This is a genomic window from Pseudoduganella plicata (genome assembly GCF_004421005.1).
Taxonomy (GTDB): Bacteria; Pseudomonadota; Gammaproteobacteria; order Burkholderiales; family Burkholderiaceae_D; genus Rugamonas; species Rugamonas plicata.
The window spans coordinates 4,477,461-4,492,607 of record NZ_CP038026.1 but is presented as its reverse complement, the minus strand read 5'-3'; the positions used below and the strand labels follow the sequence as shown (position 1 = coordinate 4,492,607).

15 protein-coding genes and 1 riboswitch are annotated in these 15,147 nt (G+C 67.9%); of the genes, 13 read left to right on the top strand and 2 right to left on the bottom strand.

Annotated elements, in window-relative coordinates; translation table 11 throughout:
- Positions 1-29: 29 nt before the first annotated feature.
- Together E1742_RS19835 and E1742_RS19830 are read right to left on the bottom strand one after the other, a co-directional pair.
- The gene (locus tag E1742_RS19835; RefSeq protein WP_134386884.1) at positions 30-1,271 is read right to left on the bottom strand and encodes a sensor histidine kinase; all 1,242 of its coding nucleotides are present in this window, start codon (positions 1,269-1,271) and stop codon (positions 30-32) included.
- On the bottom strand, positions 1,258-1,947 hold the full coding sequence (locus E1742_RS19830; protein ID WP_134386883.1) for a response regulator transcription factor: 690 nt from the start codon (positions 1,945-1,947) through the stop codon (positions 1,258-1,260). The genes E1742_RS19835 and E1742_RS19830 overlap by 14 nt, the downstream gene beginning before the upstream one ends.
- A 48-nt stretch (positions 1,948-1,995) precedes the next feature.
- Here E1742_RS19830 and cobT point away from each other — a divergent pair, with 48 nt between their 5' ends.
- The 13 genes from cobT to E1742_RS19765 all read left to right on the top strand — a co-directional run bounded on the left by cobT (position 1,996) and on the right by E1742_RS19765 (position 15,116).
- A complete protein-coding gene (cobT, locus tag E1742_RS19825) occupies positions 1,996-3,030 on the top strand; it encodes a nicotinate-nucleotide--dimethylbenzimidazole phosphoribosyltransferase (protein ID WP_134386882.1) in 1,035 nt (344 codons plus the stop codon).
- 5 nt (positions 3,031-3,035) lie between these two features.
- Positions 3,036-3,815: an adenosylcobinamide-GDP ribazoletransferase gene (locus E1742_RS19820; RefSeq protein ID WP_134386881.1), complete on the top strand. Its 780-nt coding sequence runs from the start codon at positions 3,036-3,038 to the stop codon at positions 3,813-3,815.
- 2 nt (positions 3,816-3,817) lie between these two features.
- The gene (locus E1742_RS19815) at positions 3,818-4,375 is read left to right on the top strand and encodes a histidine phosphatase family protein (protein ID WP_134386880.1); all 558 of its coding nucleotides are present in this window, start codon (positions 3,818-3,820) and stop codon (positions 4,373-4,375) included.
- A riboswitch (cobalamin riboswitch) is annotated at positions 4,370-4,610 on the top strand. Its footprint overlaps the gene before it by 6 nt.
- 70 nt (positions 4,611-4,680) lie before the next feature.
- Complete coding sequence (locus tag E1742_RS19810; protein WP_134386879.1) at positions 4,681-6,558, top strand: TonB-dependent receptor plug domain-containing protein; 1,878 nt, start codon at positions 4,681-4,683, stop codon at positions 6,556-6,558.
- A gap of 57 nt (positions 6,559-6,615) precedes the next feature.
- Positions 6,616-7,638 (top strand): FecCD family ABC transporter permease, encoded by a 1,023-nt coding sequence (locus E1742_RS19805; RefSeq protein ID WP_134386878.1) that lies wholly within the window; start codon positions 6,616-6,618, stop codon positions 7,636-7,638.
- Complete coding sequence (locus tag E1742_RS19800) at positions 7,638-8,405, top strand: ABC transporter ATP-binding protein (RefSeq protein ID WP_134388249.1); 768 nt, start codon at positions 7,638-7,640, stop codon at positions 8,403-8,405. The genes E1742_RS19805 and E1742_RS19800 overlap by 1 nt, the downstream gene beginning before the upstream one ends.
- 2 nt (positions 8,406-8,407) lie before the next feature.
- Positions 8,408-9,034: a cob(I)yrinic acid a,c-diamide adenosyltransferase gene (gene cobO, locus E1742_RS19795; protein WP_134386877.1), complete on the top strand. Its 627-nt coding sequence runs from the start codon at positions 8,408-8,410 to the stop codon at positions 9,032-9,034.
- Positions 9,034-10,326 carry a cobyrinic acid a,c-diamide synthase CobB gene (locus tag E1742_RS19790; protein WP_134386876.1) on the top strand — a complete coding sequence of 431 codons (1,293 nt, stop codon included), beginning with the start codon at positions 9,034-9,036 and terminating at the stop codon, positions 10,324-10,326. The genes cobO and E1742_RS19790 overlap by 1 nt, the downstream gene beginning before the upstream one ends.
- A complete protein-coding gene (cobU, locus tag E1742_RS19785) occupies positions 10,323-10,880 on the top strand; it encodes a bifunctional adenosylcobinamide kinase/adenosylcobinamide-phosphate guanylyltransferase (RefSeq protein WP_134386875.1) in 558 nt (185 codons plus the stop codon). The genes E1742_RS19790 and cobU overlap by 4 nt, the downstream gene beginning before the upstream one ends.
- Positions 10,874-11,818, top strand: coding sequence for an adenosylcobinamide-phosphate synthase CbiB (cbiB, locus tag E1742_RS19780; RefSeq protein WP_134386874.1), 945 nt, complete (start codon positions 10,874-10,876; stop codon positions 11,816-11,818). The genes cobU and cbiB overlap by 7 nt, the downstream gene beginning before the upstream one ends.
- Entirely contained in the window at positions 11,811-12,797 is a 987-nt protein-coding gene (gene cobD / locus E1742_RS19775; protein ID WP_134386873.1) for a threonine-phosphate decarboxylase CobD, read from the top strand. The genes cbiB and cobD overlap by 8 nt, the downstream gene beginning before the upstream one ends.
- Positions 12,794-13,672: a cobalamin-binding protein gene (locus E1742_RS19770; protein WP_134386872.1), complete on the top strand. Its 879-nt coding sequence runs from the start codon at positions 12,794-12,796 to the stop codon at positions 13,670-13,672. Before cobD ends, E1742_RS19770 begins: the two co-directional genes overlap by 4 nt.
- Before the next feature lies 1 nt (position 13,673).
- Positions 13,674-15,116, top strand: coding sequence for a cobyric acid synthase (locus E1742_RS19765; protein ID WP_134386871.1), 1,443 nt, complete (start codon positions 13,674-13,676; stop codon positions 15,114-15,116).
- Positions 15,117-15,147: the final 31 nt, after the last annotated feature.

Here is a 15,147-nt window from a genome sequence, read left to right as displayed (position 1 = left end):
CGTCGGGTAAACGCCACGTCAAGCACCGGTTAAGTGCTCGTTAATTCTTCCGGAAAGTGAATTTCAAAGCGTGTGCCAGCCGCCCGTTCGCGCAACGCCAGCGTGGCGCCAAGGTGTGCGCAGATCCGTTGTACCAGTCCGAGACCCAGGCCGGTGCCGGACGAACCGCGCGCATCCGCCGGAATCGGTTCGTTGTTCAGGCGTGCCCGCGCCGCCGCCGGCAGGCCGGGCCCGGTGTCCTCGACGATCACCGCGCGGCCCGACAGACTGACCTCCACGGTGCCCCGTTCCGTGTACTGACAGGCGTTGCGCACCAGGTTGCCGATAGCGGCCAGCACCAGCTCACGCACGCCGTGAATGGTGAAATCGTCCCCGCCCGTGTAAGTCAGCGCCAGCGGCCGGCCAACGACCAGCGGCTGGTACCTGGCCACTTCAGCGCGGGCCAGCGCCGCCGCCGACATCCCCGCCCACTCCAGCTGGTCGGGCGCGCGCGCGAGGCGCAGCAGCATGCTGGTCACGTCCGTCGCTTCGCGCGCGGCGCGGTAGATCCGTTCGGCCGGCGCGTACAGCGCCGGCTCGCGCTCGGTCTGCGCCATCAGCACCTCGGCGGCGCCCGCGATCACCGTCAGCGGCGTGCGCAACTCGTGGCTGACGTCCCCCGTGAAAAAGCGCTCGCGATCGAGGAATTGCCGCAGTTCGCCCGTATGGCCGGCGATGGTGCGCGACAGCAGCCCCAGTTCATCCGCACGCTCTCCCATCGGCAGCCGCGACGCGCGCCGGTCCACCGCCTGGGCCAGTTCGACGATCGGGTTGACGACGCGATTGCCCACGTAGCGGCCCAGCATCAGCGAGCAGCCCAGGAAGCCCAGGAACGCCACGCCGAACATGGAATACACGACCAGTTCGATCTGCTCGTAATCGCTGTCATGATCGACCACGACGAATTCGCCCAGACCATCGTGTCCTTTCAATACGTGCAGATCGACCCCATCCACCTCGATTTCCTGGACCCCGTCCGGCAGGCCGCGCAGCGAGCGGGGAATGCCCGCGCCATGGTGGAAGCTGATCCCGGCCGGCATCTCGACGGGCAGCTTGCCTGCATAACGGGGACTTGCCCACGACGCAACCTCCTCCAGCCGCTCGTCGACCAGGCGCACTTCGATCCCTTCCACCGCCACGGCGGCGATGATGGCGAAAAACAGCGTCGACGCGGCGGCAAACTTCAGGTAGGCGACGGTGATCTGCCGCCGCATCGATTCAGGTTTGCTCATCGGACGTCACCAGCTTGTAGCCGATGCCGGAAATCGTGCGCAGCATCGCGAAGGGATACGGTTTGTCGAGCGCCTGCCGCAGCGCATGGATATGCACACGCAACGCATCGCTGTCCGGCGGGTTGTCGCCCCACACCTCATGCGCCACCGTGTCGCGCGACACCACTTTAGGCGCTTCCTTCATCAGCAGTTTCAGAATCGTGTAGCCGGTTTTCGTCAGCGCCAGCGGCCGGCCGGCGCGCCGCGCCTCGAATGTCTCCGTATCGAACGACAGTTCGCCCACCGTCAGCACGGCGCTGCCGCCGTGCGAGCCGCGCGCGCGGCGCACCAGCGCGCGCAGACGCACTTCCAGTTCGACCAGCGAGAACGGCTTGACCAGGTAGTCGTCCGCGCCGCTGTCGAAGCCCGCCACCTTGTCCTGCAGCGTGTCGCGCGCCGTCAGCATCAGCACCGGCGTGGCCTTGCGCAGCTCACCGCGCAGTTTCTGGCACAGTTCCAGCCCGTTCAGGCCAGGGAGCATGACGTCGAGTACCACGGCGTCGTACTCGTGCTGGGCGGCCAGCGCCAGCCCGCCATAGCCGTTACCGGCGAAATCGAGCACGTAGCCTTTCGGTTCCAGGAAACCATACAGGTTGGCGACGATGTCGGGATTGTCTTCGATGATGAGCAGGCGCATGCGCCATTATAATTCCGGTCTTCCGATCACGCCTGCCACGCCACCGCCATGACGCTTCCAGCCATCGTCTCCCCCTTTCAGCCCGACCTCGCCGACCGTCTGGCGAGCGCCATCGACAACAAGACCAAGCCGCTGGGCAGCCTGGGAATGCTGGAAGCGCTGGCGCGGCAGATCGGCATGATCCATGGGACCACCACCCCGGCGCTGGCAGCCCCCGCCCTGCTCGTCTTCGCGGCCGACCACGGCATCGTGGCCGAAGGCGTATCGGCCTATCCGCAGGACGTGACATGGCAGATGGTCGAAAACTTCCTGGCCGGCGGGGCCGCGATCAATGTCTTCGCCGCGCATAACGGGTGCGCGCTGCAGGTCGTCGATGCCGGCGTCGCCCATGAGTTCGGGCCGCGTGCGGGACTGGTCGACCGCAAGGTGGCCCCGGGCACGCGCAATTTCGCGCACGAACCGGCGATGACGTCCGGCCAGTGCGCGCGGGCGCTGGAGCACGGAATGGCACTGGTGGACGCCTTGCCCGGCAATGTGATCGGCTTCGGCGAGATGGGCATCGGGAACACGACAGCCGCCGCGGCGCTGATGCACAAGCTGACCGGAATACCCGTCGCCGCCTGCGCGGGCGCCGGCACCGGCCTGTCCGAAGCGGGCGTGCGGCGCAAACAGGAAGTCATCGAGGCCGCTGTGGCCCGGCATGCCGGCGTTACCGCACCGCTTGACGTGCTGGCCACGTTCGGCGGCTTCGAGATCGCCATGATGGCAGGCGCCATGCTGCGCGCGGCCGAACGCCGCATGGTGCTGCTGATCGACGGCTTCATCGTCACCAGCGCACTGCTCGTGGCGGCGCGGCTCCAGCCCGCCATCCTTGAATACTGCGTCTTCGCGCACTGTTCCGGCGAAAATGGCCACCGCCGGCTGCTCGAAGCGCTGGACGCGACGCCGCTGCTGAACCTTGGCCTGCGCCTGGGCGAAGGCACGGGCAGCGCGCTGGCACTGCCGCTGCTGCATGCCGCCGTCAACTTCCTGAACCGGATGGCCACGTTCGAATCGGCCCGCGTCAGCGAACAGTCGGCCTGACGGCAATGGCCCCGCTCCTGCACCAGCTGCGCCTCTTCTTCACGGCGCTGCAGTTCTTCACGCGACTGCCCGTTCCGCGCTGGGTGGGCTTCGAGCCGGACTGGCTGCATCACGCGTCGCGCTACTTCCCGCTGGTCGGCCTCGTTGTCGGCGCGGCTGCCGCAGCTATCTACTGGGCGGTGGCGCTCGTGCTGCCGCCGGCGGTGGCGGTACTGCTGTCCACCGCAGCGTCTATTTATATGACGGGCGCCTTCCACGAAGACGGCTTTGCCGACGCCTGCGATGGCCTGGGCGGTGGCGTCACCCGCGAACGGGCGCTGGAGATCATGAAGGATTCGCGCATCGGCGCGTATGGCGCCATCGGTATCCTGTTGCTGCTGGCCGTGAAGTGCACGGCGCTGGCGCACCTGCCGCCGCTGCAGGCCATGGCCGCGCTGATCGTCGCCCACCCGCTTTCCCGGCTGATGGCGGCAAGCCTGATCTGGCGCATGGATTACGCGCGGGCCGAAGGCAAGGCCAAGCCGCTGGCGCAGCAGATGAGCGGCAGCGAATTCGCGATTGCCACGCTGTGCTGCGCGCCGCCGCTGCTGCTGGCCGCCCTGGCAGGGCCGCTGCATTGGCACAACCTCGCGGTCGGTATCGCGGCGATGGCTGCGACTGCGCTCTGGTTCGCCCGCAAATGCGCCCGCCGGCTGGGCGGCTATACGGGCGACTGCCTCGGCGCCGTGCAGCAGTTGTGCGAAGCCGTGTTCTATCTGTGCGTGCTGGCCGTCCTGCCGGGCTGACGATGGAACTGCTCCTGGTTCGCCATCCCCGTCCGCTCGTCGACACCGGCATCTGCTACGGCAGCAGCGACCTGGCGGTGGCGCAGGATGAGCTGACGCGCGTGCACGCATCGCTGCGGCTGCCGCACGCGCCCGTGTTCAGCAGCCCCTTGCAGCGTTGCGCCGCGCTGGCGCGGCTGCTGTCGGCCGACGTGGCGTTCGACGCCAACCTGGCCGAGATGGATTTCGGCGCCTGGGAGGGGCGCGCATGGGACGACATCCCGCGCCGGGAAGTCGACGCCTGGGCCGCCGACCTGCTGCGCTACCGCCCCGGCGGCGGCGAGAACGTGTTCGAAGTGGCGAGGCGTGTTGCCTGCGCCATGGACACGATCCGTCACCACGGCACCGGCACGGCAATCGTCATCTGCCATGCCGGCACTATCCGGCTGATGACTGCTCTCGCCTCAGGCACACCGCTGGCGCAGGCCGCGCTGGCCGCTGCCGCCACGCCGCACCAGATCGCGTATGGCGCCGTCACGCGGGTGTGGGCGGGCGCCGGGGACGGGCCAATGCCCGTATAATGACGGGGTTTTGGTGCCCGCGTCCGTCTCTCGGACGCAGTTAAACGGGAAATACGAAGCCGCGTCAGGCATCGGTCGCGCGGCCAACGTATGCTGCCCCGCAACGGTAAGCAGGCCGCCGCGCATCGCGCGGCAGCCGTCTTCAGCAACCACTGTGCATTGTCGCGACGACGCATGGGAAGGTAAGACGGCCATACCTGCCAGCCCGGATACCGGCCAGGACCCAGGTGGAAGCGCCGGCGCGCGCTTCTGTTCCATCCGACCCGCGGGGAAGTGGGCCGGTTGCACATTGAAGAAGATTTACCATGACCTCTCCCGCAACACCCCGCGCCACGCGCGCGGCGCTCGCCGTTTCTGCCACCTTCGCCGTTTCCGCTGCCTTTGCCGCACCAGGCGCCATCGCCCAGACCACCGCCATCGATTCCGTCATCGTGACCGCCAGCCGCACGCCGCAGCTAGCCAGTGAAGTCATCGCCGACACGCTGACGATCTCCGCGCAAGACATCGCCAACGCCGGCGTCGGCTCGCTGACGGAGTTGCTGCAGCGCCAGCGCGGCCTGGAAGTGACCCGCAACGGCGGCCCCGGCACCAACGCCAGCGTACTGCTGCGCGGCGCATCCGCGAACCAGAGCATCGTCTTGGTGGACGGCGTGCGCATCGGTTCCGTCTCGGGCGGCGCGGCCAACTGGAGCGCGATTCCGCTGTCGGCCATCGACCATATCGAGATCGTGTACGGCCCTCTCTCCACGCTGTATGGCGCCGACGCCATCGGTGGCGTGATCCAGCTGTTCACCAAGAAGGGCAAGGGCGCCCCGGCCGTCACCGCATTTGTCGGCGCCGGCAGCGACGCCACCTATGAGGCAGATGCGGCAATCTCCGGTGGCACCGACCGCGTGAGCTACTCGCTCTCCGTCGGCAAGGAACTGTCCGAGGGCTTCTCGGCCACGCGCGCACCGTCCTCCAGCTACAACCCGGACGACGACGGCTATCACCGCAAGAGCGCCGCCGGCCAGGTTTCCGTGCAGCTCGCGCCCGGCCACGAGGTCGGCGGCGTCTTCCTGTACAGCGACACGACCGCCGACTACGACAGCGGCGCTTTTGACGCCTACAGCACGCAGGTGCAGAGCAACTTCGCGGCCTACTCGCGCAACCGCATCACGCCCAAGTGGACGATGTTCCTGCAGGCGGCGCAGTCGCGCGACAAGTCCGGCTCCTTCTACGCGCCCGGCCCGTTCGGCGGCAGCCAGATCGACTCGAAGCAGACCACGTTCACGTGGCAGAACGACATCCGCATCGGCAGTGACAATCTGCAGCTGCTGGCCGAACACCGCAAGGAAGAGGCGGACGGGACGACGACGGAACTGAACAAGGAACGCACCACCAAGTCGTATGCCGCGACCTACAGCCTGAAACGCGGCGCCCACCTCGTCAACATCGGCGTGCGCAACGACGACAGCTCGCAGTACCACTCGCGCACCACCGGCTCGCTCGGCTATGGCTACCGCGTCAGCGACGCACTGCGCGTCGAAGCCAGCTTTGGCACCAGCTACCGTGCGCCCACCTTCAACGAGCTGTATTACTCGGGCTACGGCAACGAGAACAACCGCCCCGAGAAGGGCCGCAATGCGGAAATCGGCGCACACTACAACGACGGCACGACGGAACTGGGCGCTGTCTACTATCACAACAAGCTGACCGACCTGCTGGTCAACACGACGCCGTGCCCCTTCCCGAGCGACGAGAAGAACGACTATACGTGGGGCTGCGCGTACAACGTCAACAAGGGCCTGCTGGAAGGCCTGACGCTGAACGCCCGCCGCCAGTTCGGCGCCTTTTCGGTGGCTGCGGACATTGACTTCCAGGACCCGCGCGACGAAACGACGGGCAAGCGCCTGCAGCGCCGCGCCAAGCGCCACGCCAACGTGATCGTGGAATACGTCAACGGCCCCCTGACCGGTGGCGTGGAATGGCACCTGTCCTCTGCGCGCTTCGACGATGCCGCCAACCGCAACACGCTGCCGGGCTACGGCACCGTCAACCTGTACGCCACGTACCGCTTCGCGCGTGACTGGTCGGCGCTGATCCGCTGGAACAACGTGGCCGACAAGGCGTATGAACTGGCGCGTTACTACCAGACGGGCGGCTCCACGGCGTTTGCCGGCGTGCGCTACGGCTTCAAGTAAGTGTGCTTCAACGGCCGGGGCACGCTGCCCCGGCCGCGCAGGATAATCAGGACAATCATGCACCCAACCTCGGCCAATCTGCGCTCGCGTGCCGGCATCATCGTTGCCGGCTTGCTGCTCGCTTGCGTCGGCAGTGTGCTCTTCGCGGGGATGACGGGTTCCGTTTCCATTCCGCTGGCCGACCTCCCCGGCGCGCTGGACGAGTTGCTGCATCGCCGTCCCGACTCGCTGGCGGCTACGCTGCTCGACCTGCGCGCCAGCCGTGCGCTGTCGGCCTTCGTCACCGGCGCGGCGCTGTCGCTGGCCGGCGTCATGATGCAGGCACTGCTTCGCAATCCGCTGGCCGATCCCTACGTGCTGGGCATTTCGTCCGGCTCGGCCGTCGGTGCGCTGGCCGCGCTGATGGCCGCATGTGCGGCCTGGGTTGTCGACGCCGCCGCGTTTGCCGGTGCCGTCGTCATTTCCATGCTCCTCTATTTACTGGCCCGGCGCGACCTGCGCTCGGGCAGCGCCGCGGAAGGCGGCACTGCGCTGTTGCTGCTGACAGGCGTGATCCTGTCGTCCGCCGGCTCCGCGGTGGTGTCGCTGATGCTGTCGATCTCCGGCGAGAACGAACTGCGCGGCATGGTGTTCTGGCTGATCGGCGACCTGTCCGGGGCCCCACTGCGGGCCCTGCCCTGGGTCGTCCTGGCCGCCGGACTGCTGTTCGCGCTGCGCATGGCGCGCTCGATGAACGTGCTTGCGCTGCATGCGGAAGCCGCCGCCACGCTGGGCATCCGCGTCGGCGCGTTGCGCAAGGGCCTGTTCTTCTGTTCCGGCCTGCTGACCGCCAGCGCCGTCACCACGGCCGGCAGCATCGGCTTTGTCGGTCTGATCGTGCCGCACGCATGCCGCTTCGCGTTCGGGCCGGACCATCGCGTGCTGATTCCCGCCGCCACCCTGGCCGGCGGCGCCTACCTCGTGCTGGCCGATACGCTGTCGCGCACGATCATCGCGCCGCAGCAGCTTCCTGTGGGCGTCATCACGGCGCTGGTGGGCGCGCCGGTATTCCTGTACCAGCTGCATCGGTTGCGCAAATGATGATCGCGACCGAACGTCTGCAACTGCGCATCGGCGCGCGCACGCTGGTCGAAAACCTGGACTGGCAGGTGCGCGACGCCGAATGCTGGAGCATCATCGGCCGCAACGGTGCCGGCAAAAGCACCCTGATGCGCGCGCTGGCCGGCGTGCGCCCACCCGATGGCGGCCAGGTGCTGATGCAGGGCCGCCCACTCGCCCTCTGGCCGCTGGAAGCGCTGGCGCGCCAGCGCGCCTTCCTGGCGCAGTCGCGCAGCGACGCCTTTGCCTACACCGTCATCGAAACGGTGCTGTCGGCCCGCCATCCCTACCACGCGGGCAGCTACTGGGAGAACAGCGACGATCACCGGATCGCCCTGCGCGCCCTGGCATCGATGGAAGTGGACGACCTGGCGACGCGCGACGTGCGTACGCTGTCCGGCGGCGAGCGCCAGCGCGTGGCCATCGCGGCGCTGCTGGCGCAGGATACGCCGCTGCTGCTGCTGGACGAACCGGCCAATGCGCTCGACCTGGCGCACCAGGTCGGCGTCATGGGACTGCTGGCAAAGCTGTGCCGCGAGCAGCGCAAGACCGTCGTCATGATCGGCCACGACCTGAGCCTGGCTCATGGCATCTCCACCCACGCCCTGCTGCTGATGGGCGACGGGCGCTGGCTGGCCGGGGCCCGCGACGACGTGATGCAGGCGCCGATCCTGAGCGACTGCCTGCACCATCCGATCGATATCGTGCGGCACGGCAGCCGCAGTATTTTCATCCCACGCGAGGCATGAGCATGAACCCAATGACACCTGAAGACACCGCAGCGCTGAACGAGCGCCACCGCGCCCGCATGGAGCGCAAGAAAGCCATCGTCGACGCGAAGATCGCCGCGGCCGACAAGGAAATCGGCATCATCGTCGTCAACACGGGCAACGGCAAAGGCAAGAGCTCGAGCGGCTTCGGCATGGTGGCGCGGGCACTGGGCCACGGCATGAAGGTCGGCGTCGTCCAGTTCATCAAGGGCGCCATGTCGACGGGTGAGGAAAAATTCCTACGCCGTTTCCCGGACGAAGTCAGCTTTCATGCCATGGGCGAAGGCTATACGTGGGACACGCAGGATCGTGCCCGCGATACCGAAAAGGCGCAAGCCGCGTGGGAGCAGGCGAAGCGCTTCCTGGCCGATCCGGCCGTCGGCCTGGTGCTTCTGGATGAACTGAACATCGCGCTGAAGTACCAGTACCTGGACGTGGAGACGGTCATCGCCGACCTGCTGGACCGACCGGCGATGCAGCATGTCGTCATCACGGGCCGCGGCGCGCCGCAGCAGCTGATCGACATCGCCGACACGGTCACGGAAATGAACGTCGTCAAGCATGCGTTCAAGGCCGGTATCGCCGCCCAGGCGGGAACGGAGTTCTGATGGCCGCGCGCGCCGTTTTGATCGCCGCCGTCTCGTCGGGCCAGGGCAAGACCACGGTGACGGCGGCCCTGGCGCGCCGGCTGGCGCAGGCCGGCCAGCGCGTGCGCGTATTCAAGTGCGGGCCGGACTTCATCGATCCGATGGTGCTGGAGCGTGCCAGCGGCGCCCCGGTCGAAACGCTCGACCTGTGGATGGTTGGCCGCGAGCGCTGCCAGCGCCTGCTGGCGCAGGCCGCTGACGAAGCGGACGCGATCCTCATCGAGGGTGTCATGGGCCTGTACGACGGCACGCCATCCGCCGCCGACCTGGCGCGCGAGTTCGGCGTGCCGGTGCTGGCCGTCATCGATGCAGGCGCGATGGCGCAGACGGCGGGCGCGATCGTGCATGGCCTGCGCGACTATGGACCCGTCGAGATGGCAGGTGTCATCGCCAACCGCGTTGCCAGTCCCGGTCACGCGGCCATGGTGCAGACGTCGCTGCGCGGCATTCCCCTGTTCGGCACACTGCCGAAACAGGGCCGCTCGCTGCCCGAGCGGCACCTGGGGCTCGTGCTGCCGCATGAAGTGGAAGGTGTCGATGCGTTGCTGGACGAACTGGCGGCGCAGATGACGTTCGACGAAGCCGCATGGGCGGCGTTGCCGCCAGTGATCTTTGCCCATCCCGCGCCGGAAGTACCACTGCCGCCGCTGCTGGCAGGCCGCACGATCGCCATTGCGCGCGACGAGTCGTTCCTGTTCGTTTATCCCGCCAATATGAATCTGCTGCGCGCCATGGGAGCGCGGCTGGTGTTCTTCGCGCCGCTGGCAGACGAGCCGGTACCGCCGGACGCCGATGCCGTCTACCTGCCCGGCGGGTATCCCGAACTGCATTGCAAGCGCCTGTCCGGCGCCGCGCGCTGGCGCGAGTCGATCCGCACGGCACATGCGGCCGGCGTGCCGATCGTCGCCGAATGCGGCGGCATGATGGCACTGGCTGACGCGCTGGCGGACGGCGCGGGCCACGACTGGCCCATGGCCGGCATTCTTCCAGGCCGCATCACGGTGCAGAAGCGCCTGGCCGGCCTGGGACCGCAGACGATGCCGACGCCGCACGGCGCGCTGCGTGGCCACACGTTTCATTATTCGCGCTTCGACACCGAACTGCCGGTCGCTGCGCACACGGCCAAAAACCCGTCCGCCGCGCAGGGCGAGGCTGTCTACCGCGTCGGCAGCGTGACGGCATCGTACTTCCACGGCTACTTCCCCTCCAATCCAGCGGCGGCAGCGGCACTCTTTACGCGGGAGGCACCATGACGCGTACCCTCGTCCTGGGCGGCGCCCGCTCCGGCAAGAGCGCTTACGCCGAGGCGTTGGCACAGCAGTCGGGCAAGGAGGTCGTGTATGTCGCCACCGCGGCGGCCGGCGACGGCGAAATGGCGCAGCGGATCGCACTGCATCGAACCCAACGCCCAGCGCACTGGACGACGGTCGAGGAAAAGCTCGCGATGGGAGAAATACTGGCGGCGTGGCGTGCACCGCACCGGCTGGTACTGGTCGACTGCCTGACGCTGTGGCTCAGCAACCTGCTGTTCGACGGCGGTATCGTCTATCCGGACGTTGGCGCAATCGAACTGCCACCGCGGTTCCATGCCGAGCGCGCGGCACTGCTGACAGAACTGGCACAGCCTCGCGGCGACGTCGTCTTCGTCTCCAACGAAGTCGGCATGGGCATCGTGCCGTATGGCGCCATCACGCGCGCGTATGCGGACGAAGCCGGTCGGCTGAACCAGGCCGTCGCCGCGCTGTGCGACCGCGCAGTGCTGGTCGCGGCGGGACTGCCACTGGTGCTGAAAGGCGGACCATGCTGAGCGGCCTGTCATGGCCTGCCGTTGCAGCACTGATGGTGGCCGGCGTGCTGCTTGATCTGCTCCTGGGCGAAGCGCGCCGCTTTCACCCGCTCGTCGGCTTCGGCAACCTGGCGTCGGTCCTCCAGCGCAGATTGAATCGCGGCCGTGGGCGGCTGCTGCGCGGTGCGCTCGCCTGGACGCTGGCCGTGCTGCCGATCACCGCGCTGACGGCATGGCTGTGCGGCGCCGGCTGGGCCGTTCATGCCTTGCTGCTGTACCTTTGCATCGGCCTGCGCAGCCTGCGCGAACACAATCTGCCGATCGCCGCCGCCCTGACCGCCGGCGACCTGCCGCGCGCCCGCTTCCTGACGTCGATGATCGTCAGCCGCGACACGGCGAACGCGGCCGAGGCCGACCTGGCCAAGGCCAGCGCCGAATCGCTGCTGGAGAATGGCAACGACGCCGTCTTTGGCACGCTGTTCTGGTTTGCCGTTGCGGGCGGACCCGGTGCGGTACTGTTCCGGCTCGTGAATACGCTGGACGCGATGTGGGGCTACCGCAATGAGCGCTTTCTTTACTTCGGCCGCGTGGCCGCTCGGGTGGACGATGTGATGAACTATCTGCCGGCCCGGCTGACGGCCCTGTCGTACGTGCTGCTGGCGCCGACCATGACGGGCAAACGGCGCGCGTGGCAATGCTGGCGTACGCAGGCCCCGGCGTGGGGCAGCCCGAACGCGGGGCCAGTGATGTCCAGCGGCGCGGGCGCGCTGTCGCTGGCCCTTGGCGGCGCCGCCGTCTACGATGGCGCAGTGGAACAGCGCCCGCCGCTCGGCAGTGGCGCGCCCGCGCAGGCAGCGGACATCGGCCGCGCATGGCGGCTGGTGCTGAACACTACCATATTGTGGTTGTCGTGCGCCGCCATTGGCGCATTGCTCGTGACAGGGGCGCGGCATGCCTGAACACGGCGGCAATCTGCGCGACGCAATGCGTCGCTATGGCCGGTCCGACTGGATCGACCTGTCGGCCGGTTTGAATCCGGTCTGGTATCCCGCCCCGGTCCTTGCCGGCAACGCGTGGCACCGGCTGCCGGAACCCGATCCCGCACTGGTGGACGCGGCGTGCGCATATTACGGCGCGCACCGCATGCTGCCGGTCGCCGGGACGCAGGCGGCGATCCAGGCGCTGCCGCGGCTGCGGGCGCCGTCGCGTGTCGTCATTGCCGCGCCCTCGTATGCGGAACACGCACATCACTGGGCGCAGCACGGCCATAGCGCAACGCAGGTACCTTACGCCGGGCTGGCCGCTGCGGTCGACGGCTGCGATGTGCTGGTCGTCTGCAATCCGAACAATCCCACCGGCGCCACGGTGCCGCGCGCGCAGTTGTTGGCATGGGCCACGACACTGGCCCAACGGGGCGGCTGGCTGGTGGTGGACGAGGCGTTTGCGGACACGGATGGCGCGCAAAGCGTGGCCGACTGCGCGGACCAGCCGGCCCTCATCGTTCTGCGCTCGGTCGGCAAATTCTTCGGCCTGGCCGGCATCCGCCTCGGCTTCGTCGCGGCCCAGCCGGATTTGCTGGCCGCGCTGGACGAACTGCTGGGACCATGGCAGGTCAGCGGCCCGGCGCAGCAGGTGGGCAAAGCCGCACTGTTCGATCGGCCGTGGCAGCGTACGACACGGGACAGGCTGCTGCATGACGGGCGGCGCCTGGCGCAGCTGCTCGCGGCGCACGGCATCGAATCGGCCGGCACGGCGCTGTTCCAGTGGTGGCCCGAGCGGGAGCCGGAACGCTTCCACGAGCACATGGCCCGGCGCGGCATCTGGGTGCGGCTGTTCCGTGACGGCCCGCGCGGCATCCGCGTCGGATTGCCGCCGGACGAGGCGGCGTGGGCCAGGCTGGAACTGGCATTGAACGAATGGACAAAGGAATCAAGATGAACAAGCAGCTCCCGGCGCTACTGCTCGCGACCCTCACCGCATCGGCCGCATGGGCCACGATCGCGGTGCGCGACGACGATGGCCAGATGGTGACGCTGGCCAGGCCGGCGCAACGCGTGATCTCGATGGCGCCCCATGTGACGGAACTGCTGTTTGCCGCCGGCGGCGGCAGCCGCATCGTGGGCGCGGTCGACTACAGCGATTACCCGGAGGCTGCCAAGGCGATTCCCCGCATCGGCAGCAACCGCGAGGTGGACCTGGAGCGCATCATTGCGCTGAAACCGGACCTGATCGTCGTCTGGCGCCACGGCAGTTCCGAGCGTCAGATCGACATGCTGCGCAAACTGAATATCCCGCTGTATCACAGCGAGCCGAAAAAGCTCGACGCCATTGCCGGCAACGTGGCCAACATGGGCAAGCTGCTGGGAACGGAAACGACAGCCAACGCGGCGGCGCAAACCCTGCGACAGCAGCTGACCGGCCTGCGGTCGCGCTATGCCGGCCGTCCGGTTGTGCGCACGTTCTACCAGGTGTGGGACAAGCCGCTCTATACGCTCAACGGCACGCACATCGTCAGCGATGCGCTGAAAGTGTGCGGCGGCGAGAACATCTTCGCATCGCAAAGCGTTACCGCGCCCGTCGTCAGCATCGAAGCGGTGCTGCAGGCGGACCCCGAAGCGGTATTCAGCACGGCCGAGAAGGAACAGGGAGGCGCCGCGATGTGGCGGCAGTACCCGAACATGAAGGCGACCCGCCAGGGCAATCTGTTCACCATCGATGGCCATCTGGTCAATCGCGCGGGACCGCGCATGATCCAGGGCACGGCTTCACTGTGCGAATTGCTCGAGCAGGCCCGCCAGCGGCGCCGGAACTGAGATGGCATTCCCCTACTCCACCCTGATGATTCAAGGGACGACGTCCGACGCGGGCAAGAGCACCGTGGTCGCCGCGCTGTGCCGGCTGCTGAAACGCCGGGGCGTCGCCGTTGCGCCGTTCAAGCCGCAGAACATGGCGTTGAACAGCGCCGTCACGGCCGACGGCGGGGAGATCGGCCGCGCCCAGGCGTTGCAGGCCGCCGCCGCCGGCATCGCGCCGCACACGGACATGAATCCCGTGCTGCTCAAGCCTTCCAGCGATACGGGCGCTCAGGTCATCATTCATGGCAAGGTGCGAGCGGAGATGAACGCGCGCGACTACCACCGCTACAAGACCGTGGCGATGGCGGCGGTGCTCGAGTCCCATGCGCGCCTGCTGCGGCAGTACGACGCCGTCATCGTCGAGGGCGCCGGCAGTCCCGCCGAGATCAACCTGCGCGACCGGGACATCGCCAATATGGGTTTCGCGGAGGCCGTCGATTGCCCCGTCGTGCTGGTGGCCGACATCGACCGCGGCGGCGTATTCGCCCATATCGTCGGCACGCTGGCCTGCCTGTCCGACAGCGAGCGGCAACGTATCATCGGCTTTGTCATCAACCGCTTCCGCGGCGATATCCGGCTGCTGGAACCGGGGCTGGAATGGCTGGAACGGCAGACGGGCAAGCCGGTGCTGGCCGTGCTGCCGTATCTGCATGGGTTGTTCCTCGACGCCGAGGATGCGGTACAGGCGGTGCAGGCGCAGCGCGGTGCGTTTCGTATCGTCGTTCCCAGCCTGCCGCGCATGAGCAACCACACGGACTTCGACGCGCTGCGCGCCCATCCCGATGTGGACCTGCAGTTCATCCGCGCCGGACAGCCGGTCCCGCCAGCGGACCTGATCGTCCTCCCCGGCAGCAAGAACACGCGCGGCGATCTGGCCTGGCTGACGGAACAAGGCTGGCCCGAACGGATCACGCGGCACCTGCGCTACGGCGGCAAGGTGATCGGCATCTGCGGCGGCTTCCAGATGCTGGGCCTCACGGTGCGCGATCCGTATGGCGTCGAGGGAGCGGCGGGCGAATCCGAGGGCCTCGGCCTGCTGGACATGATCACGATCCTGACGCAGGAAAAACGCCTCGAGCAGGTACGCGGCGATTGCGTGTTTGCCGACGCCACGGTGGCAGGCTACGAAATCCATATGGGCGTGTCGACAGGCGATGCGCTGGATCGCCCTGCGTTTCGCATCGACGGCAGGGCGGAAGGCGCACGCTCGCTGGACGACCAGGTGCTGGGCACCTATCTGCACGGCGTGTTCGATACGCCGCAGGCATGCGCGGCATTGCTGCGCTGGGCCGGCCTCGCGTCCGAGCACGTCGTCGACACGGCGGCACTGCGCGAAGCGAGCCTGGAACGGCTGGCCGACGCCACGCAACCTTTGATGGACCGGCTGGTCTCCCTGATGTGACATAGCCACTGCAACGCGCGGCAAGGGCGGC

Coding starts and splice junctions, on each gene's coding strand:
- E1742_RS19835 (WP_134386884.1), bottom strand. CDS start 1,271: ATGAGCAAACCTGAATCGATGCGGCGGCAGATCACCGTCGCCTACCTG.
- E1742_RS19830 (WP_134386883.1), bottom strand. CDS start 1,947: ATGCGCCTGCTCATCATCGAAGACAATCCCGACATCGTCGCCAACCTG.
- cobT (WP_134386882.1), top strand. CDS start 1,996: ATGACGCTTCCAGCCATCGTCTCCCCCTTTCAGCCCGACCTCGCCGAC.
- E1742_RS19820 (WP_134386881.1), top strand. CDS start 3,036: ATGGCCCCGCTCCTGCACCAGCTGCGCCTCTTCTTCACGGCGCTGCAG.
- E1742_RS19815 (WP_134386880.1), top strand. CDS start 3,818: ATGGAACTGCTCCTGGTTCGCCATCCCCGTCCGCTCGTCGACACCGGC.
- E1742_RS19810 (WP_134386879.1), top strand. CDS start 4,681: ATGACCTCTCCCGCAACACCCCGCGCCACGCGCGCGGCGCTCGCCGTT.
- E1742_RS19805 (WP_134386878.1), top strand. CDS start 6,616: ATGCACCCAACCTCGGCCAATCTGCGCTCGCGTGCCGGCATCATCGTT.
- E1742_RS19800 (WP_134388249.1), top strand. CDS start 7,638: ATGATCGCGACCGAACGTCTGCAACTGCGCATCGGCGCGCGCACGCTG.
- cobO (WP_134386877.1), top strand. CDS start 8,408: ATGAACCCAATGACACCTGAAGACACCGCAGCGCTGAACGAGCGCCAC.
- E1742_RS19790 (WP_134386876.1), top strand. CDS start 9,034: ATGGCCGCGCGCGCCGTTTTGATCGCCGCCGTCTCGTCGGGCCAGGGC.
- cobU (WP_134386875.1), top strand. CDS start 10,323: ATGACGCGTACCCTCGTCCTGGGCGGCGCCCGCTCCGGCAAGAGCGCT.
- cbiB (WP_134386874.1), top strand. CDS start 10,874: ATGCTGAGCGGCCTGTCATGGCCTGCCGTTGCAGCACTGATGGTGGCC.
- cobD (WP_134386873.1), top strand. CDS start 11,811: ATGCCTGAACACGGCGGCAATCTGCGCGACGCAATGCGTCGCTATGGC.
- E1742_RS19770 (WP_134386872.1), top strand. CDS start 12,794: ATGAACAAGCAGCTCCCGGCGCTACTGCTCGCGACCCTCACCGCATCG.
- E1742_RS19765 (WP_134386871.1), top strand. CDS start 13,674: ATGGCATTCCCCTACTCCACCCTGATGATTCAAGGGACGACGTCCGAC.